This is a genomic window from Pseudenhygromyxa sp. WMMC2535 (genome assembly GCF_011083025.2).
The window spans coordinates 2,789,519-2,808,698 of record NZ_JABJWV010000001.1 but is presented as its reverse complement, the minus strand read 5'-3'; the positions used below and the strand labels follow the sequence as shown (position 1 = coordinate 2,808,698).

At 70.6% G+C, this 19,180-nt stretch carries 18 protein-coding genes and 1 tRNA gene; 8 read left to right on the top strand and 11 right to left on the bottom strand.

Annotated features, from left to right (window positions below; genetic code table 11):
- Window positions 1–47 precede the first annotated feature (47 nt).
- From G6O69_RS10805 to G6O69_RS10780, 6 genes are all read left to right on the top strand, one after another.
- The gene (locus G6O69_RS10805) at window positions 48–857 is read left to right on the top strand and encodes a hypothetical protein (protein ID WP_172303432.1); all 810 of its coding nucleotides are present in this window, start codon (window positions 48–50) and stop codon (window positions 855–857) included.
- A gap of 50 nt (window positions 858–907) precedes the next feature.
- Entirely contained in the window at window positions 908–1,336 is a 429-nt protein-coding gene (locus G6O69_RS10800) for a hypothetical protein (protein WP_176396758.1), read from the top strand.
- Window positions 1,337–1,351: 15 nt separating this feature from the next.
- Window positions 1,352–1,669, top strand: a complete 318-nt coding sequence (gene cyaY / locus G6O69_RS10795; protein ID WP_172303430.1) for an iron donor protein CyaY — start codon at window positions 1,352–1,354, stop codon at window positions 1,667–1,669.
- A 197-nt stretch (window positions 1,670–1,866) separates the two neighbouring features.
- Entirely contained in the window at window positions 1,867–2,823 is a 957-nt protein-coding gene (locus tag G6O69_RS10790; RefSeq protein ID WP_172303429.1) for a hypothetical protein, read from the top strand.
- On the top strand, window positions 2,820–3,338 hold the full coding sequence (gene folK / locus G6O69_RS10785; RefSeq protein ID WP_346017028.1) for a 2-amino-4-hydroxy-6-hydroxymethyldihydropteridine diphosphokinase: 519 nt from the start codon (window positions 2,820–2,822) through the stop codon (window positions 3,336–3,338). Before G6O69_RS10790 ends, folK begins: the two co-directional genes overlap by 4 nt.
- A gap of 30 nt (window positions 3,339–3,368) precedes the next feature.
- Window positions 3,369–3,442: transfer RNA gene (locus G6O69_RS10780), tRNA-Val, on the top strand.
- Between the two features lie 76 nt (window positions 3,443–3,518).
- On the opposite strand, the gene G6O69_RS10775 is transcribed toward G6O69_RS10780, so the two are convergent.
- From G6O69_RS10775 to G6O69_RS10745, 7 genes are all read right to left on the bottom strand, one after another.
- A complete protein-coding gene (locus G6O69_RS10775; RefSeq protein WP_172303428.1) occupies window positions 3,519–5,126 on the bottom strand; it encodes a hypothetical protein in 1,608 nt (535 codons plus the stop codon).
- A 126-nt stretch (window positions 5,127–5,252) separates the two neighbouring features.
- Complete coding sequence (locus G6O69_RS10770; protein ID WP_172303427.1) at window positions 5,253–6,641, bottom strand: DUF58 domain-containing protein; 1,389 nt, start codon at window positions 6,639–6,641, stop codon at window positions 5,253–5,255.
- A gap of 38 nt (window positions 6,642–6,679) precedes the next feature.
- Window positions 6,680–7,648: a MoxR family ATPase gene (locus tag G6O69_RS10765; RefSeq protein WP_172303426.1), complete on the bottom strand. Its 969-nt coding sequence runs from the start codon at window positions 7,646–7,648 to the stop codon at window positions 6,680–6,682.
- Between the two features lie 47 nt (window positions 7,649–7,695).
- Window positions 7,696–9,993, bottom strand: coding sequence for a DUF4350 domain-containing protein (locus tag G6O69_RS10760; RefSeq protein WP_172303425.1), 2,298 nt, complete (start codon window positions 9,991–9,993; stop codon window positions 7,696–7,698).
- Window positions 9,990–10,802: a hypothetical protein gene (locus G6O69_RS10755; protein ID WP_172303424.1), complete on the bottom strand. Its 813-nt coding sequence runs from the start codon at window positions 10,800–10,802 to the stop codon at window positions 9,990–9,992. The genes G6O69_RS10760 and G6O69_RS10755 overlap by 4 nt, the downstream gene beginning before the upstream one ends.
- Entirely contained in the window at window positions 10,799–11,869 is a 1,071-nt protein-coding gene (locus tag G6O69_RS10750) for a stage II sporulation protein M (protein WP_172303423.1), read from the bottom strand. The genes G6O69_RS10755 and G6O69_RS10750 overlap by 4 nt, the downstream gene beginning before the upstream one ends.
- Window positions 11,866–12,741 (bottom strand): RDD family protein, encoded by an 876-nt coding sequence (locus G6O69_RS10745; protein ID WP_172308194.1) that lies wholly within the window; start codon window positions 12,739–12,741, stop codon window positions 11,866–11,868. Before G6O69_RS10745 ends, G6O69_RS10750 begins: the two co-directional genes overlap by 4 nt.
- 156 nt (window positions 12,742–12,897) lie before the next feature.
- Between G6O69_RS10745 and G6O69_RS10740 the strand changes: the two genes are divergently transcribed.
- Window positions 12,898–13,386, top strand: coding sequence for a hypothetical protein (locus tag G6O69_RS10740; RefSeq protein ID WP_172303422.1), 489 nt, complete (start codon window positions 12,898–12,900; stop codon window positions 13,384–13,386).
- Between the two features lie 157 nt (window positions 13,387–13,543).
- Here G6O69_RS10740 and G6O69_RS41535 read toward each other — a convergent pair whose 3' ends face one another.
- From G6O69_RS41535 to G6O69_RS10725, 3 genes are read right to left on the bottom strand one after another with little or no spacing between them, the layout of a single operon-like run.
- Complete coding sequence (locus G6O69_RS41535; protein WP_172303421.1) at window positions 13,544–14,980, bottom strand: hypothetical protein; 1,437 nt, start codon at window positions 14,978–14,980, stop codon at window positions 13,544–13,546.
- Between the two features lie 45 nt (window positions 14,981–15,025).
- Window positions 15,026–15,307, bottom strand: a complete 282-nt coding sequence (locus G6O69_RS10730) for a hypothetical protein (protein ID WP_172303420.1) — start codon at window positions 15,305–15,307, stop codon at window positions 15,026–15,028.
- 55 nt (window positions 15,308–15,362) lie between these two features.
- The gene (locus tag G6O69_RS10725) at window positions 15,363–17,822 is read right to left on the bottom strand and encodes a hypothetical protein (RefSeq protein ID WP_172303419.1); all 2,460 of its coding nucleotides are present in this window, start codon (window positions 17,820–17,822) and stop codon (window positions 15,363–15,365) included.
- Window positions 17,823–17,884: 62 nt separating this feature from the next.
- Here G6O69_RS10725 and G6O69_RS10720 point away from each other — a divergent pair, with 62 nt between their 5' ends.
- Window positions 17,885–18,448, top strand: a complete 564-nt coding sequence (locus tag G6O69_RS10720) for a CAP domain-containing protein (protein WP_172303418.1) — start codon at window positions 17,885–17,887, stop codon at window positions 18,446–18,448.
- A gap of 100 nt (window positions 18,449–18,548) precedes the next feature.
- Here G6O69_RS10720 and G6O69_RS10715 read toward each other — a convergent pair whose 3' ends face one another.
- The gene (locus tag G6O69_RS10715) at window positions 18,549–19,049 is read right to left on the bottom strand and encodes a hypothetical protein (protein WP_176396757.1); all 501 of its coding nucleotides are present in this window, start codon (window positions 19,047–19,049) and stop codon (window positions 18,549–18,551) included.
- Between the last annotated feature and the right edge of the window lie 131 nt (window positions 19,050–19,180).

Here is a 19,180-nt window from a genome sequence, read left to right as displayed (position 1 = left end):
GGGCGGTGAGCCCTCGCGCCTGCGCGGCCGCGCTATGCTCGACCGCGATGCGCCGCGTCCTCGCAGCAGCTTCGGTCCTCCCCGCCACGGCTTCGGCCCTCCCCGCCACGGCTTCGGCCCTCCCCGCCACAGCTTCGGCCCTCCCCGCCGCCCTGGCTCTCGCCACAGCTTCGGCCCTCGCCACCGGCCTGGGCTGTAGCGACGAGATCAGCGCCTGCGACCTCGACTCCAGCGCCATCGCGATGCGCGCAACGATCACCGACGACGGCGAGCGCGTCGAGGTCCAGATCGTGCTCGAGGTCGGCAACGACGGGGCCGAGGGCACGGCGACCCAGCTCTCGCTGTGCGAGGCCGACGCGCTGAGCGTCAACGGCGAGACCACCGAACTCGAGCGCGCCCTGGGCCAGCGCTACTACACCGTCGAGTTCGACGAGCGCGCCGACAGCTACAGCATCGAGCTCGAGCGCAGCGGCTACGACCCGGCCGTGGCCACCGTCGAGATGCCCCCCGAGCTCGAGATCCTCGCCCCCGCCGAGGGCTCCGAGCACCCGCGCAGCGAGCCTCTGGAATTCTCGTGGTCCCCGATCTGGGAGGGACACACCCTCGAGCTCGCCGTCGAAGACGAGATCGGCTCGAGCTGCATCGTCGGCCTCGGCCTCGAGTACGAGGTCGACGACACCGGCAGCTACGTCGTGCCCGCCGACGCCCTGCTCAACACCCTGCCCAGCCAGAGCACCTGCGACGTGTGGGCCGCCCTCACGCGCACCGCCGAGGGCGACTACCCCGAGCAGCTCCACGCCAGCGGGAGCGTGATCGCGACCGTCAAGCGCCGGCACCGCTTCTCCTCCTCGACCTGAGCCTGCGCTCGACCTGCGCTCCTCCGTGAAGCGCGAGCGCAGCCGAGGCCGTGCAGCCACCGCCGGCTCGGCGCTCGGGCCCGGCCTTGCCAGCCGCCGCGGCCATGCTGCAAAGTCGGCCCGTGACGCGCGATCCTTCAGGCAACGCGGGCGGCGACAAAGGCGAGCGCAAGCGCAGGCGCAAGCGCCTGGGCATCCTCATCCGCCTGGCGATCTACATCCCGCTGCTGGCCTTCTTTGGCTGGCGCGCCGCGGCCCGCTTCACGGAGGAGCGCGAGGCCTCGGACGAGGCCTTCCGCGCCGGCGTCCAGCAGCGCCTCGAGCAGCCGCCCGAGGTGATCATGCTACCCAACGGCGAGGCGATGCAGGTGATCAGCCCCGAGCAGGCCTCCGCCATGGGCGTGGAGATCTCGCCTGCGCCCGCTGATCCCACCGCCCCCGCTGAGCCCCCTGAGCCCCCTGATCCAGCTGATCCCTGAGACAACCGGAGCACCATGGACCGCAAGACCTTCATCTCCGCGTCGAGCGCAGCTCTTCGCCACATCGACGAGGTCCTCGGCGACCTCGAGCACGAGCGCCTCGACGTGATCTTGGCTGGCGACGTGCTGACCTTGGCCTTCGAGAGCGGCGACAAGTTCGTGATCAACGCCCACTCCGCGGCCGAGCAGGTCTGGATGGCCGCGGGGACCACCGCCTGGCACTTCGACCTCGTCGACGACGGGCGCTGGATCGCCGCCAAGACTGGCGACGAGCTGATGGCGACCGTCGCCAAGGTCGTCGGCGACAAGCTCGGCGAGCCCGTCGAGCTCTAGGAGCCCGTGGTGAAACCCGACACGACACCTCGCTTGGTCTTTTCGCCGAGGGCTTTGTCGCCAAAACTGACAGTACGCCCGGTACAGCGGCGTTTTGGCTCCGCGCCCTCGACGAAAATCCCGGCGCCAGGAGCCGCGCTGGGTTTCACCACGGGCTCCTAGGAGCCCGTCACGCAGGCGACGCGCGAAGACATCTCATGACCGAGATCCGTCGACTTCGTGCGCTGCTCGTGATCTCGCTGTGCGCCTGCGCGCCCGTCGACAGCCGCTCGACCGTCGACCTGCACCCGCGCCCACCCGCGGCCAAGGGCGACACGATCCCCACACCACCGCCCGGCGAGCAGCTCATCGAGCGCGACTTCTCGGCCGACTACGTCCAGCTCGGCCCCCGCGTCCTCATCGAGCTGCGCGAACACCCGCGCTGCGCGACCACGCGCCACCGCCCCGTGACCCGCGTCGAGGACGTCCACCGGACCACCCGGGGCTTCATCGCCTGGGACTTCGCCCTCGGCGGCCTGGCCAGCGGCGTCGCGGCCCTGGCCTTCGCCAAGCCCGAGGTCTTCTCCGTCCGGCTGATCGACAGCCAGGGCCGCCTCGCCTACGACCGCAGCCCCGCCTGGGTCACGGGCGGCGTGTTCGCGGGCGTCGGCGCGATCCTCCTCGCCGCCGGCGTGGTCAACGTCATGCGCTCCACCGACGAGGTCCGCTACGCCGACGCCTTCGCGGTCGACCTCGGCCCCAGCCACCCCTGCCCCGGCGGCCCGCTCCCGGTCGCCAACCGTCGCCTGCGCCTGAGCCTGCCCGGGCGCGACGAGGGCGAGGCCACGCGGGTCATCGCCGGCCGCAGCGACGCGCACGGCCGGGCCCGCTTCGAGCTTTCCCTCGAGCCAAACCCGGCCGCGGCCCCGGACTCTGCCCCCGCTCCTGACAAAGCACTGCGCGCGGCCGTCCTCGAGATCGGCGAGGCCGAGCCAGACCCCAGCTCGGACCCAGGCCCAGACGCGTGGGCGCCCAAACCCCTGATCTTGCGCCTGCGCGTGCCCTGGACCGACGGCGTCCAGGCGCACAGCGGCAGCGCCGACACCCGCACCCTCGACCAGCCGGGCCTCGAGCTGCCCAGCCAGGGCGACTCGAAGAGGAAGAACTCACCGTGACCGCGCTGCGGATCTATATCGGCCTGGGCAGCAACCTCGGCGATCGCCTGGCGACCTTGCGCCAGGCCGTACGCGCCATCGCTGCCCTCGAGGGCGTCGAGCTGCGCGCCTGCTCCAGCCCCTGGGAGACCAGCCCCCTCGGCCCGGGCAGCGGCCCCTTTCTCAACGCCGCCCTCGAGCTCCTGAGCTTCCGCGACCCCCCGGCCCTGCTCGACGCCCTCTTGTCCATCGAGGTCGCCGCGGGCCGCGTCCGCCGCGAGCGCTGGGGCGACCGCACCTTGGACCTCGACATGCTCTGCGCCTTCGACCAAGCCGGCGAAGAGCGCACCCTCCCCGGGCCCCTGCACCTCCCCCACCCCGGGGTCGTGCACCGCGACTTCGTGCTCCGCCCCCTGCTCGAGCTCGCGCCTCAGCTGTGCGTAGACGGGCGAAGCTGCGCAGACTGGCTCGCCGCGCTGCCCGTGGGTGAGCGCACGGTCCTGCACCGCCTCGATGACCCGCTGTGGATGCGCTGAGAGCCCGGCTCTGCTAGGGTGCGCGGCTCCGGGCGGATAGCTCAGTTGGTTAGAGCACCGTGCTTACACCGCGGGGGTCACAGGTTCGAGTCCTGTTCCGCCCACTCCCCTACTTTCGATAAAAGAATGTCCAAGAATAGTTGCTCAACGGCCACCTTCACTCTTGGACATGAGTCAGCCTCAAGGCTTACACACCCCATAGCCCCCGAGGTCCTCGCAGCTCGGCAGCGCCTCCGGGCACGCCGGCTCCTCGAGCGCGCAGATCGGCACGCAGCAGCCCCCAAGCCACCCGTCGCAGCCATCGAGCTCGTCATCCCATTCGCACGAGAACCCTGGTCCGCAGCTGTTGGCGATGCACGCGTCGAGCAGGCCGCCGCCGCCGTGGGGGATGCAGGTCCCTTGCTGATCCGCCCGCGGCGTGCAGGCGTAGCCCGCGTCGCAGTCCTGCGCGTAGACATCACAGGGATCGCCGCACACGCCAAAGCCGCCGCACTGCTGGCCCTGTGGGCAGTCTTCGTCGAGCTCGCACAGCGCCGCGCACCAGCCCTCGGTGCCGACACCGGTCTCCACCCCGAGGCAGTAGAGCCCTGCGTCGCAGGCCAGCGGACCATCGTCGAGCTGCGTACACGGCTCGCCAGAGCCGGCGGGATCCGAGACCTCCGGCTCGCAGCTACCGTAGAAGCACTGCTCTCCCGCGGGGCAGTCTTGTAGCGCCATGTCGCAGTCGCCGACCAAGCTGACGTCGAGCTCGTGGCCGGCGTCGAGCGGGCCGGTCCAGACCAGGCGGTAGTCGCCGGGCTCGAGCCCGCGCAGCGAGAGAGGAAGTGACGGCAGCCATTGGCTGAGGAACGAGCCCTTGCAATCGCAAGCCTCGATCTCCAGCGTGGTGCCCTCGGGGACATCGCCCACGAGCTCGAAGCCGTACACCTCCCCTTGCTCGCCGTCGACGTGCAGCACCCACTCGACGCGGCCCTCGGAGGCGTCGTTTTCGTCGCGCTCGAAGTTGCTGCGCACGTCGGCGGCGCTGCAATCGAGGGTGGCCTGGAGCGCGTAGCTCGGCCGGAGGCTGTCGGGCTCGGGCTCGAGCTCTGCGCCGCGGCAGCCGAGCTCGAAGCGGTGGTGGCCCTCGGCGCCCCAGCTGATGTGATCCCGAACGTCGTCGTCGATGCTCGTGCCAAAGGCCGCGCTGTAGTGCGCCCGGACCTCGTCGGGGGACATCCTCCAGTCGATGCTGTAGATGAAATCCTTGAGCGCCTGCACGCCATGGGTCAGCAGCAACCAACGAACCAGCTGCCCCGCGGTGAAGTAGCCGTGAGGGATGTCCTTCAGCGCCCCAGTGCTCCCCCCTTCGAGCATGGTCTGGGCATCTGGAAGATCCCAGGCAACCTTGGGCTCACAGCGCGCTCGCCCGAGCGCGACCGCCAGACCCTCGGTGAAGATCGTGTGACCGAAATTGAGCGAGCCGCCCTCGGTCCAGCCCGTGCGATCATGAACGAGCTCGTGCCAGATCCCGCCCGTTTTGTGTTCGCGAACGAAGGCCCCCTCTCTCACCACGCAGCCCGATGAGCTTTCCGGGCAGAAGTCTTCGTAGAGCTCGTCTTCGACGATCCAAAGCGAGCTCTTGCGTGGGACCTCGAGCTCGTAGGTGGCGTCGATGCGCTCGATCTCGGCGTCGATGTCAGCGAGGTTGCCGGCGCAAAGGGCCAGCTCGGGATCACTCACCCCGACGCGGGCGTGCTCGCTCTCGTAGTCGACCTCGGGGAGCGAGGGCCCACAACCCGTCGTCATGACGACGGTCGAGAGCGCGGCCCTTCGAACGAGTCCATTTCTAGGCGAAAGCTTCGTCATGCCACCGAGGTTAGCCCATTCACCAACCTCGGCCATCACCTCATTTTCCGACACTCATCGCCAAATTCAGAGCAGGTGTCGGGCCTTGATCTCGAGGTAACGATTGATCAAAGCCGGCGTCAGATCCCGCGGGCTGACGTCCAAGATCAGCGCCCCCTGGCCCTTGAGCTGACGAATCAAGCCCTCGCGCCAGCTCAACAATCCAGCCGCTGCGCCCCGCGTGTATAGGTCCAAGTCGCTCGCCCGGCGCGGGCCGAGGGCGACCGGCGCGGCGCTCGTCGACATCGCCGCGCTCGCCTGCGGGGCGGGGCTGCCGTCCGCGGCCAGGCGACCCTCGAGCAGGGCGTCGACCTCGAGGTCACGAAAGAGCACGATCAGCGGGAGGTGGCGCGGGTAGAGCCCACGGCTGATCCGCAGCAGCTCCTCGGCGGCGCGCTCGTCGATGACCTGGGTGAAGATCACCACCATGGTCCGCTGACGGATGCGCGAGTTGAGCAGGTGAAAGGCCTGCTCGGGGTCGGACTCGACGAGCTCCGGGTGCAGGGCGTAGCTGGCCTGGATCAGCTTCTGCACCGCCTTGCGCCCGCCGCTGGGCGGGACGAGGGTCTGGAGCGTGTCGGCGTAGCTGAGCAGGCCCACCCGGTCGCCGCCGCGCGAGGCCACGTGGGCGAGCATCAAGCTCGCGTTGAGGGCGTGGTCGTAGAGCGAGATGCCCTCGGCCTCGGCGGTCATGGTCCGCCCGGCGTCGAGGGCGAAGACCACGTTTTGATTGCTCTCGAGCTGATACTGGCGGGCGGTGAGCTTGCCGCGGCGCGCGGTCGCCTTCCAGTCGATCGAGCGGAACTCGTCGTCGCGGCTGTAGTCGCGCAGCTGCTCGAACTCCGACTCGCCGCCCAGGCGCCGGCTGGTCCGCATCAGCGCGTGCTGGCGATCCTGGCGGGCGAGCAGCTCCCAGGTCCGGACCTGCTGGACGTCGGGGTAGACGCGCACGCGCTGGTGGGCGGGGAAGCGGACCTGCTTCTTCCACAGGCCGAGCGCGCTCGGGTAGCGCACGATCATGTCGCCGAGCACGTGGGCGCCGCGCTTGCGCGGGGTGATCCGAAAGCGCTCGACCGCCCGCCGACCCGGGCGCAGCTTGACGGTCAGCGGCAGCTCCGGCGCCTCGGCGTGATCGAAGAGCTCACAGGTCAGCTCGACCTTCAGACGCCGCCGCGCCCGGGAGCGCAGCTCGATGGTCACCGGGTTTTGCCGGCCGATCGAGAACACCTCGGGGCAGCGCCGGCTGAGGGTCACGAGCTTGCCCCGGGTCAGCGCGGCGTCGAGCAGCGCGAGGGTCACCAGGCCCGCGTCGACGATCCACATCGGCTGCTTCAGCGACTCGTCGAAGGGGACCATGGCGGCGAGGATCACCGGCACGATCGCTAGCCAGACGAGGGTGCGGTTGGGGACGAGCATGGCGGCCGGGCGAGAGGGGAGAGGGACGCGAGAGGGGCTCAGGCCGCGGTCTGAGGCACCGTGGCCTCGCGCAGGATCGTCTGCACGCAGTCGTCGGCGGTCACGCCCTCGATCTCGGCGTCGGGGTGCAGGACCAGGCGGTGGCGGAGGATCGCCGGGGCCAGCCACTTGACGTCGTCGGGGATCACGAAGTCGCGGCCCTCGCTGGCGGCCCGGGCCCGGGCGCAGTTGAGCAGGGAGATCGACGCGCGCGGCGAGGCGCCGAGGTAGATCGAGCGGTGCGAACGGGTGCGGCTGACGAGGTCGGTGATGTAGTCGAGGATGTCCTCGCGCACGCCCACGCCGGTGCTGACCGCGGTCTGCATGGCCACGAGCTGCTCGGCGCTGATCAGCTGGCGGATGCCCACGCTGTCGAGGTCCGAGGGGTCGAAGCCCTGGACGTAATTTTGGAGGATCGCCCGCTCGACGCCGCGCTCGGGGTGGTCGACGTTGATCTTCATCAAGAAGCGGTCGAGCTGGGCCTCGGGCAGGGGGTAGGTGCCCTGGGACTCGACGGGGTTTTGCGTGGCGATGGTGAAGAAGGGGCGGGGCAGCGGCCGGGTCGCGCCGTCGACGGTGACCGAGCGATCCTGCATGGCCTCGAGCAGCGCCGACTGGGTCTTGGCCGGGGCGCGGTTGATCTCGTCGGCGAGCAGCAGCTGGGTGAACACCGGCCCGGCCAGGAACATGAACTGGTTTTGCTGCTGGTTGAAGACGTTGCCGCCGGTGACGTCGCTGGGCATCAGGTCCGGGGTGAACTGGATGCGCTTGAACTCGCAGCCCAGCACCCGCCCGAGGGTGCGGACGAGCAAGGTCTTGCCGAGGCCGGGGACACCCTCGATGAGCACGTGGCCGCGGGCGAAGATCGCCAGGAGCACGTGCTCGACGACGTCCTCTTGGCCAAGGAGCACGCGGCCGACCTCGGCGCGGGCGGCAGCGAATGCCTGGGCGAATTCTTGAAGGTGCATGGTCTGGTGAGCTTCGGTGTCGAAGGGTGTCGAAGAGGAGAGGAGCGCTAGCGGGCGCCCCCGGTCTCCTCGAGCAGTCGCGCCAGCTGACGCATGATCTCGAGGTCGCGGGCCGAGCCGCGCTCGCCCTCCGCGGGGGCCTCGCGCAGGTCGTTGGCCATGAGCAGCAGCTTCATCAGCTCGGCCTCGTCGCGGCCCGTGCGGGCGGCGAGGCCGACGGCGAGGCCGTGGAGGCTGGCCCGGCTCGCGCGCCCAGAGGCCCGCTCGCGCAGGCGCTCGAGCGCCCAGCTGGCGTAGAGCGCCGCGACGTGACGCGAAGCCCGGGCCTGGGCGTAGCGCTGACCCAAGGTCCGCACGTGCTCGGCGAAAGCCCGGCGCTTGCGGCGAAGAGGCTCGCGCAGCCTGGCGAAGGGCAGGCCGACGGCGGCGTAGAGCACGGCCAGGAACACCAGGATCTGGATGAAGAGCCAGCCGAGCTTGCTGTTTTGCACGCTCTCGAAGGGGTTGTCGGCGCCCTCGCCCTGCTCCGTGCTCGCGCCCCCGTCGATGTGCTTGCAGCCGCAGCTGCCCGCGAGCACGAAGGCGACCTCCTCGAGCTCGAGCTCGATGAAGAGGTTGACCAAGAACGCGCCGTTGTCGTCGACGATCAGCGACGCGTTGTGGAACATGTCGGGCTCGGAGAAGACCACCACGTGGCCGTCCCCGAGGCGGCGATCGACGACGTAGTTCTGCGCGGGCGTGGAGGCCGGCTCGTCGCCCTGGTCGTACCACCAGTTCACCTCCTGGTCCGCGTTCTCGCCGGTGGCCGGCCGCTCCGCCAGCGTCCTGGAGGAGCCGTAGCCGAGCCCGGTCACGACGATCCGACCCAGGGGCGCGCGCAGCTCGAGCTCGATGAAGTGGTGGCTGTAGCCAGGCGTGAGCGCGGGGTCGGCGTGGAAGTCGACGCTGTAGTCGACGCCGAGCTCGTCGGGGAGCTCGCGGCCGTTGGCGATCACCAAGGTGTTGCCCGCCTCGACCCAGTCGAGCAGCTCGGGCCACATCTCGGCTTCGGGCTCGGCGTCCTCGAGCAAGACGATCGCGCCGCTGCTGGTGTCGAGCTGATCCAGGGGCTCGAAGCGCCGCCCGCTCTCGATGCCCTGGCGGTAGAGCAGCTCGGCGATGGCCCGGGCGCCCTGCGGCCCGTTGCCGAGGCCCGCGAGGGCCATGGCCCGCTCGCGCTCCTGGCCGCGCTCGCTCGCGGGGCCCTCGTCGAAGTCGTCGAGCTCGCAGCTGAGCTGGCTGCCCAGGCCGACGCCCAGCGCCGCGGCGAGCATCGCCCGGCCGACGATCCCCAGGACCTTGGCGCGCACGCTGGCATAGCGCGCGCCCTCGGCCGCCGCGCTGCCAAATTTGATCTGCTCGACCTCGCGGACCACGGCGCGCAGCTCGTTGCGTAGCTCGGGCTTGGCGCGCAGCTCCCGGATGTAGTCGCCGTTGGTCTTCCAGGGGTCGACGGCGATCAGGTGATCCCCCTCGAGGCGGCGCAGCAAGGCCGCGTAGGCGTCGTGGATCGCCTCCTCGTACTCGCCCCGGGCCGCGGCCTCCTCGGCCAGCCGCAGCAGGCGCTGGACGTCGGTCTCGATCACCCGCTTGGCCGCGACCTTGGCCGCGACCAGCGAGCTGTCCGGGCTGTCCTCGGGCAGCGGCTCGTCGTCCTCGTCGTCCTCGTCGTCGTCGCGGATGAAGTTGCGCGCGATCGCGTAGGCGATCCCCAAGACGGCGGCGGCGATCACCAGCCACATCAGCACCCGCGCGAAGCCGCCGAGATTTGGTAGCTCGATCTCGACCTCCTCGGGGGGGTCCTTCTTTTCGAGCTCGGGCTCGGGCGTCGAGCGCTCCTCCTCCGCCTCGCTCGACGCCTCCTCGCCAGCGTCCTCCTCGCCAGCGCTGTCTGGAAGCTCGACCTCCCTGCCCTCGGCGCGCTCGTCTTCCTCGCCGCCGCCCTCTCCCTCGGCCTCCCCCTCCTCGGCCTCCCCCTCGGCCTCCCCCTCGGCCTCCCCCTCCTCGCGCACCCTCACCCACTCGCCCTCGCCCTCCCCGGACTTCGAGCTGCGGTAGTGGTTTCGCCAGTCGGGCTCGCGCTCACAGACCGCGGCGAAGCCGGGGCAGCGGTCGATCAGGTGGCTGTCTCGGGCGATCTCGCACCAGCGCAGGTCGATGTCGTCCTCGGGCACGTAGTCGTTGCCGCGCTGACAAAAGAGGTAGCGCTCGTCCTCGAAGATCTCCTCGATCGCCGCCCCGGCCGACTTGGAGGTGGTGGGCTCGGCCGCGAGCAGGCCGACCAGCAAGACGAGGCCAGCGCTCACGCGGCCCCTCGCTCGTGCTCGTCAGCGTCGGCCGCCTGGATCGCCATGAAGCGCAGCTGGATGTCCCAGCCGTCGAGGCGCGTGCGCTGATCGATGTAGGACAAAAAGCGCGCCGTCGACCAAAAGGGCACGGCGAGGAAGAAGCCGAACAGGGCCGCCGCCGAGCCGCCGCTGTAGAAGAGCGAGCCGAGGGGCGTGCCGACCTGGAGCAGGAATTCGAGCAGGCCGTTGTTGATCAGCAGCTCGGCAGACAGCACGAAGGCGCACACTCCCAGGGTCATGAGCAGCAGCATGCCGGCGGCGCCGGGCGCCCTGCCCTTGATCATGTTCCCGGCCCGAGTCAGGGAGCCCACGGCGCTGGCCTGCTCGAGCAGGCAGGCCTCGTGGACATAGGCCACCCGGGCCCAGACCCATATCGGCAAGATGACCGTGAAGAAGCCCAGGCCGCCCAGGCCGAGGAAGAGCCGGCTGACGATGAGCGCGCCCATGTAGGGGAAGAAGCGCCGCCAGAACTGGAGGAGGACCTCGCCCACGCTGACCTCCTCGGCGAACATCTTGCGCCCGACGGCCACGGTGAACACGCCCTGGATCGGCGTGGCCAGGGCCACCGCCAGCAGCCAGACGTCGACCCAGCTCCAGTCGAGCAAGAACGCGGCGGCGCAGCACAGCAGCCAGGCCGGGAGCAAGGTCAGCGCCCCGAGCTTGGCGTAGAGCTTGGCCGCCGGCTCGCTGCAAAAGCGCAGCGCGAGGTCGAGGAGCTCGGCCATGCTGCGCGGGCGCAGCACGATGCGCGCGGCGTCGAGCTTCACGCTGGCCGCCCCTTGCTCGAGCCCTTGGCCCAGGTCGCCCCGCCGGTGGTCGCCCCGAGCGGGCTGGGGTGCGGGCGCCGGGCCCGGCCGCCGAAGCCCAGCCAGGCGATCACCAGCAGCGTGAACACCCCCGAGGCCGTCCACTTGACCGGCGGCGGCAGCGAAGAGGGCGACCAAAAGCCCTCGAGCCCCGCGGCGATCACCAGCATGGCCGCCGCGCCCATGATCAGGTGCCCGAGCTCCCGGGCCTGGGCGCGCAGCGAGGCCAGCCGGGTCAGGCCGTCGGTCTTGATCAGCGCCCAGCCCATCTGCAGGCCGGCGCCGGCGGAGATCACGATGGCCGTGAGCTCGAAGGGGCCGTGACTACAGATGAAGGTGAGGATGTTGGCGCCGTAGCCCACGCGGATCACCCAGCCCAAGGTCACGCCGATGACCAGGCCGTTGTAGATCGAGAAGAACAGGCTCCCGACCCCAAACAAGATCCCCGTGGCGAAGCAGCGAAAGGCGATGCCGACGTTGTTGAGCACGTAGAAGCCCGCCATGGCCGAGTCCTCGGCGGCGTCGCGGCCGGCGTCGAAGCCCTGCTGGTACATCTCCTCCATCATCGCCAGCTGCTGCGGCGGCAAGATGGTGGTTGCGAAGTCCGAGGACGCCAGCGTGCCCAGCAGGCCAAAGATGAAGGGCAGGTAGAAGAGCGCCGAGGCCAGGGCGAAGAAGCGCCAGCGCCGGCGCAAGGTCCGGGGGAAGTCGCGGGCGACGAGCTCCCACAGGGCGATCAGCCGGTAGGCGCGGGTGCCGTAGAGGGTGTTGTGGCTGCGCGCGGCCAGGCCGTCGAGGTAGCGGACCAGCTCCGGCCCGTAGCTCGCCCGCGCGCGCATGAGGTCGGCGCAGACGCTGCGGTACAGGCTCGCGGTCTGGGAGATCTCCGCGCCGTCGCGGCGGTGGAGCTCCTTGCCCACGCTCAGCAGCGCCTCGAGCTCCTCCCAGCTGCGCTTGCGCCGGGCGATGAAGGCGTCTTGATCTTCGGCGCCCTGCTTGGCTCGCCCGCTGCGCGTGGCGGCGCTCATGGCCAGCCTCCACCGGCGCTCGGCGGCTGGTTGAGCACCGAGTTGCTGTTTGGCCCCCACCAACCGCGCCGACCCCCGGGCTTCGGGGCCACCGGCGTCACGCCCTCGTCGCCGCGGGCTCGCACGTAGATCAGGCCCAGGAAGCGGACCGGGTCCTGGTAGCGCAGGCCCATGCGCCGGGCGAAGATCGGCGCGACGAGCTGGGCCAGCTCGAGCTCGCGCAGCGGCGCGAGGGTGCCCCGCCTGCGCAAGAACAGCTCGATGGCCTCGAGCTCGGTGCGCGACAAGGGCGGGCGCGCGGGCAGCTCCGCGAGCTCCTGCACCGTGGGCGGCGGGTGCAGCTGCAGCTGCGAGGTGACCGTGCCCCGCTCCTCGACGACCACCACCGTGCCCGCGACCATGTCTCCAAAGCGACGAAACATCGGATCTCGGCCCATGATCACCAGGCCGACCGCGTAGCCGAAGGGCAGGAAGTCCGCGGCGCGCAGCAGGTTGCGCAACACCGAGTCGAGCACGGTGAGCGAGTGCCCGTCCTGGCCGACCACGCGCAGCCGCAGGGCCCGCTTGCCCGGCGAGCGCCCGCTCCACAGCGTCTCGAAGAGCACGTAGTAGAACCAGTCGAGGGCGAAATAGACCACGAGCAGCGCCCCCGTGGTCACCCCGTCCATGCCCGTGGCCACGTCGACGAGGCTGACGAGCAGGGCGATCACGAGCAGCACCCCGAAGCGGATCAGCAGGTCGATGAGGTACGCGAGTGCTCTGCGCGTCGGCCCCGCGAGCGGATAGCCGAAGCGCACGTGCTCCGGCGTCTCGATCTGCGCGGTGGTGTCGAGCGCCGGTCGGTCCGCGCTGATCTGATCCAGGGGCGCCATCGGGGCGTACAAGGTTCTCCCCCGCATCGCGCGCCGTCAAGCGAAGAGCGCGGCGGGCAAGGTACCGACAGACCCGGCGACCAGCGAGCGTCTCCACATCGCTCGTTTATGCGCTCCAATGCCCCCCCTTCGAGGAATCGGACTATGCTTGCCGCCGTGAACATACAGCTCCACCACCGCACGGACGCGGAGGTGCTCGCCAGCGATGGACCGGTCATATACCGGGTCATCAACGGAGCCCCGACCGGAGTAGAGGATGCGCTGCGGACCTTCGAGATCATCGATCGTGCGCTCGAGCGCTACGCAGTCGCGGGTCTGATGGTCGCGGTCGAGCACGGCTCGCCCTTCCCGACGACCGAGGCGCGGCGCTGGCTCAGCGAGAACATGCCGCGCTATGGGGATCGCCTGGTCACCGGCTACGCGCTCACCGGCCTCGGCTTTTGGGCGAGCTCGGCGCGGCTGATCACCGTGAGCATCGCCAAGCTCGGACGCATCACCGCGATCATCGAGTCCTCCGTCGACGCCATCGCCGAGCGCATGGCGCTGGAGGTCGTCGGGCTCGATCCTCGCCAGCTCGTCTCGCGTGTCGACGAGCTCCAGGGGATGCTCGGCCAGGGCGACACGATGCGGGCCGCGACGGGCTAGTGTGCGCGCCAGAGGACTTGAAGGGCCCCAGGCTTGGAGCACCGGCCGCTGACTTCGTTGCTCGTCAGTCATTTGTGCCCGACAAACTCCCTCCTCGCGCCTCGTCAGCGACCGGCGGTCCGGCGCCTGAGACCCTTCAAGTCCTCTGGCGCGCACACTAGAGCAGGTAGATCCCCGCCAGGCACATCTCGTTGTGCGTCCCCCAGCCCGGCAAGATCGCCTCGTCGCTGCTGCGCGTGTCGAAGGTGCAGGTCACCTCCAGGCGCTGGCCATGCTCGAGGATGATCGGCTGCTCGTAGAAGTAGTAGAGCTGCCAGCCAAAGTCCCAGCGCGGGACATCGCCGACGCAGCTGAGCTCTTGGCCCTCGGCGTCGAGGACCCGGGCGCGCAGCGAGATCCCGTAGTCGTGCATGTGCGGGAAGAAGCCCCACAGCTCGAACTGCTGCTTGCCGAGCCAGTAGAGGTAGTCGCTGACCTCGAGCTCCCAGGTGTACTCGTAGGCCTCCTCGCCCGGGGGCAGGGCGTCCGGCTCGCCCTCGAAGAGGCTCTCGAGCAGGCCGTCGGGGAGGTCGAAGAGCCCCTCGCGCTCGACGCTGTCCGCGAAGCGCAGCCCCACCGTCGTGCTGTCCGACTGCCCGAGGACCTCGGGGTCGGCCATGTTGTAGTGGATCTGGACCACGAAGAGCTCGTCGGGGGTGACGCGGACGCCGGAGCCCGCGGGGAAGTCGACCACGCCCTGGCCCGGCGCCCAGGTCACGGGGATGCCCTCGACGTTGACCCCGTCGCCCGCGGCGCCAAAGCACGGCCAGCCCAGGCGATCCGGTGACTCGGCGTCGAGGGCCTCGATGACCTCGAGGTTGCTGAGCCCGTCGAGCTCCGAGGCGCCCTCGGGGTCCACGGGCATGAGCAGGAGGTGGTGGACGAGGGCGTCGTTGCCAGGGGTGACCTCGTAGCCGGTGAGGAAGGTGTCCGCGTCGAGCTCGGGGTCGATCGAGAAGCAGCGGTACTCGTCATTCTCGGCGAACACGCCGCCTTCGGGCTCGGGGGTGAAGGTCGGCGTAGTGTAGAGGGTGGCGCCCTCGAGGCCGGGGATCTCGGGCACGGCGAGGTCATCGCGGGGCGTGCCCTCCAGGCGGCCGCCGTCGACCCAGGCGAGGATCGTGTCGATCTCGGCCTGCGAGAGGGCCCGCGAGTTGGCCCACTCCCCGCAGCTGCCGTCGTCGGTGACCAGCCACGGGGGCATCTGCCGGGTCTCGACGGACAGGGCCGCGACCTCGGCCCAGGCGGCGGCGTCTTCGTAGCTGTCGAGGGCGAAGGGGGCGATGCTGCCCTCGCGGTGACACTCGACGCAGCTGTCGTAGTAGATCGGCGCGACGTCCTGCCAGAAGGTCGGGACCAGGTCTTCGCCGGTCTCGCCGGTGTCTTCGCTCCCGCCGGCGTCTTCGGTCTCGCCGGCGTCACCGACGTCGTCGTCGCTGGCGCTGCCGGGGTCCTGGCAGCCTCCGACCCCGACCACGGCCATCGAGCTCGCGGCGCACAGCCAGGCAAAGGAGAACAGGCGAAGGGGAGTGAGCGCGTAGGGGCTTCGGTGCATGGTGCAGGCTCTCGGGGCTTTGAACACCGAGCGCGCGCGAAAGTGTCACCACCAGCTGATCAAAGCGACGCCGACCGCGAAGGTCACGGCGTGGTTGATGATCAGCACGGCGGCGAGCTGGTCTCCCCGGCCGCGCCACCACGGGTAGCTGAGCACCAGGGCCACGGGGAAGAGCACGTGGATCCCCACCCACGACCACATGCTGACGGCCTCGCCCAGCTCGCCGCCCTGGGCCACGGCCAGGGCGATCAGCGCCGGGAGCAGCGCGTGCACGGGGACCGACCAGCGCAAGATCGGGTAGAGCGTGGGCTGGCTCGACTCGCTCATGCTCCCCGGAGCATGGCCGATCCTCGTGGACCCTGTCGGGCGCAAGTCGTGCGGCTCAGCGACCCAGGCGCCAGGTGCAGGGCAGGAGCACGAGGTAGCAAAGCGCGCCCACGGCCAAGGTCACGGGCACGCCCCAGACCATGGAGCAGCCGAGGGCCAGGCCGCTCGCGCAGACCCCCGCGGCGCCGTTGATCCCCCACAGCCACGGGCCGAGCTCGGGGCCGCCGTCGATCTCGCGGCGGCGCTGGATCAGCCGCAGGCCCATGGGGAAGCCCAGGCCCATGCCCAGCGCGGGTACGGCCACGGTCACCAGGCCCACCGCCACGCGCGCGCCCAAGGACGCGCCCACGAAGGCCTGGGTCAGCGGGCCCGAGGCCAGGACCGCGACGAGCACGACGACGAAGGGCACCACCGGGTAGAGCTGGGCCACGCGCCCGCCGTGGTCGACCTTCAGCTTGCCCGAGAGCATGCTGCCGACGCCGGTGAACGAGATGATCCCGCCCAGGAGCACCGCCAGGGCCACGGTCGGGTGACCCAGGAACACGTTGAGCCGCGAGAGCAGGCCGATCTCCACGAACATGAAGCCCAGGCCGATCAGCCCAAAGTAGAGCGTGGCCGCGAGCAGGTCGATCCAGTCGACCTCGAGCAGCTCGCGGCGCCGGGCCATGAGCGGGCCGAGCACGGTCAGCCCCGTGAGCAGCACGCTGACCAGGGTCGCCCAGACCAGGGTCTGGGTGGCCTGGAGATTGCCGAGGAAGGACACGTCGAGGGCGTCGACGGACTCGGGGTCGTCGAGCCAGGTCCCGGGCTCGAGCATGTTGAAGAAGAAGGGGCGGTCGTCGGTCGGCGGCGTGAGGTCGAGGGTCTGGGACTTCGCCCAGGCCCACAGCGCGGCCGAATCCTCCACGGACCACAGCTCGCGCAGGAGCTCGACGTGGGCCGAGGGCGAGCGCCGCGGGGTCGCCAGCATCGAGAAGCCCTTGGCGACGGCCGCGGCCTGCATGGCGTCGAGGTCGGCGTCGGAGAAGGGATCGGGCGAGAGCAGCAAGGTCGCGACGTTGAAATTTTGCAGCAAGACCAGGTGCTGGCGCGGGTCCTCGACGCCGCGGCGCCACAGCACTTCCATGGCCAGGGCGAGCATGCGCGCGGTCTCCCCCGGCGAGTTGGGGTGGTACCAGCGCGAGACCGTGTAGATGCCACCCGGCTCGAGGCGGTCGACGAACACCTCCCAGGCCTCGGCGGTGTACAGGCCGTTCTCCGACAGGCTGTAGCTCCCGGCCCCGGTCGACGCCCAGGTGTCGATCAGCGACATGGTGATCACCGAGAAGCGCCGGGTCTCGCCCTCCATGTGGCTGCGCGCCTCGGCGGGGACCAGCTCGACGCCGGGGATCTGCGTCAGGCGCGAGAAGTCGGCCATGCGCTCGGTGTGCAGCGCGACGATCAGGTCGTTGAGCTCGACGCCGACGATCTGCTCGTGGCCCGCGCGCGCGGCCGCGATCACGTCGCGCCCGCCGCCAACGCCGATCACCGCGGCCGGGCCGTCGGGGCGCAGGTGGTGGGCGAAGCTCGTGATGTCCCAGTCGACGTGGGCGTGGTGGTCGAGCTCGTCGCCGTGCTCGAGCAAGGTCGTGGCCGCCGCGCCGTCGATGCGGATGATCCGCTGGCGCGTGGGCGCGGCCGCCTCGGGGGGCATCAGCCGGCTGCCCGCCCACATCCCCGGCGGGGCCTCGATGGTCTTCTCGACGGTGACCCGCGAGTAGGTGTTCCAGCCGGTGTACTCGAAGAAGTCGGGGTCTTCGGGGGCGCCCTTGACCCAGGCCGGGCGCAGCGGCGGCGGTTCGGCCTCGGCGTTGGCCAGGCCCAGGGAGAGCAGCGCGGTCGCCAGGCCGCCGGCGAAGAGCAGGTTGCGCGTGCGCCCCCAGCCGCGGGGACGCTGGGCCGCGGCGAAGGCCAGGGCGCCGAGGGCCGCCACGCAAGACGCGACCAGGGCCGCGCTCGGGGCGTCGAGGCGGTCGAGCAGGGGGATGACGAGGCCGCAGCCCGCGGCCCCGCCGAGCAGGTCGACGCCGTAGGCCGTGGACGCGGGCAGCTTGGCCCGGGTCAGCGCCAGGGTCAGGGTCACCCCGGCCAGGCCAAAGGGCAGGGCCAGGGCGCCGCCGTAGGTCAGCAGCGTGAAGAAGCCCATCAGGTCGTCGATGGGCATCAGCGGGATCGACATGGCCATGCCGATCGCCAGCGGACCCACGGCCGCGAGCGCCAGCGAGGTCTGGACCAGGCGCCGGGGCACGAGCTCGTCGGCGAACACCTTGGGCATCAAGAACACCGCCACGGCGCCGGCGGTCATCCCGAGCATCGCCAGGGAGATCACGAAGAAGGAAAGGTGGTACCAGGCGATGACGCTGGTGATCCGCGTCGTCAGGACCTCGAGCATGAGGCTCGAGAGCGCGACGGCGAAGATGCCCACGTAGGTCAGCGGCCGCGAGGGCCCCGGGAGGTCGGCGCGAGCGTCGATCAAGGTCCGCGGAGGCTATCAGACCCGGGCCCCGGGCGCCGACGCGAGCGGTTATCATCGCGGCCATGGCCCTTCGCCGCCGCGGCATGCCCCTCGCCATCGCCCTCTCCCTGCTCGCCGCTTGCGCCAGCGACGACGGCGACGGCCCGGATGTCCCCGATATCGCCTGGTGCGAGGGCGTCGCGTCGTGGGAGAGCGAGTGGCGCGAGGACGAGCTCGCGCTGCTCGCGGCCATCAACGAGCGCCGCGCCGAGGGGGCGATCTGCGGCAGCGACGAGGTCTTCGCAGCCACCGAACCGCTGACCATGGACCCCGCCCTGCGCTGCGCCGCGCGGGTCCACAGCCTCGACATGGCCGAGCTCGGCTTCGTCGGCGGCAGCTCGCCGGACGAGCTGACACCCAGCGATCGCGCGGCCATGGCCGGCTACGAGGGCAGCGTCCTCGGCCAAAACGTCGCCGCCGGTCACCCCGAGGTCGACGCCCTGGTCGAGAGCTGGATGACCAGCACCGGCCACTGCCGCAACCTCATGAACGCCGAGGCCACGCAGCTCGGCGCGGGCCGCTACTTCAGCGAGGACGACGTGCTCGAGCGCCAGCACTACTGGACCGTCGTCCTCGGCGCGCCCTGATCGAGCGAGCTTCGAGCGAGCCCTGAGCGAGCTTCGAGCGGACAAAGAAAAAGAGCGCGGCCCGAAGGCGCGCGCTCTCGTTCCTGGCTGCGAGCGCCGATCAGGCGGGGTCGCACTCGACGAGGACCACGACCTCCTCGTCGCCCTCCTCGCCGCAGTACCAGTTGTTGCCGTCGGCGTCGCAGCAGCCCACGCCGGAGAGCCCGAAGTCCGAGCACAGCGCGCCCGCCTCGAGGCCCTCGGGGCACTCGATGTCGTTGGTGCCACCGGGGTCCGCACCCTCGAAGCCGCAGTCGTAGTAGCCGGCGTTGTTGTCCCAGCCGCACATACCGATGATGGCGCCCGTGTCGGACTCGTCGGTGCCCGTGTCGCCGTCGGTCTCGCCGTCGGTCTCGGTGCCGACGTCGTCGTCGGTGCCGTCGGTCTCGCCGTCATCGGTGCCGGCCTCGGTCTCGCCGTCGTCGGTGGTCGCTTCGTCGTCCCCGTCGTCGCTCGAGGTGTCGTCCGAGACGTCGTCGCCGACGGTCACGACGCAGGCGCTGGTGAACAAGGAAGCGCCGAGCACAGCGGCAGCGGTAAGGAAGGAAATGTTCTTGAGCATGTCGTCTCCTGATTGTCTCTTTGTCAGGGGCCGTAGGGCCGGGGGGAGCCGTCAACCGACGGGGCCGGCGAGGGGGGATTCAAGCCGCGTTGCCGACTGACGGGCCGACACACATAGCAGCCTCGATGCCA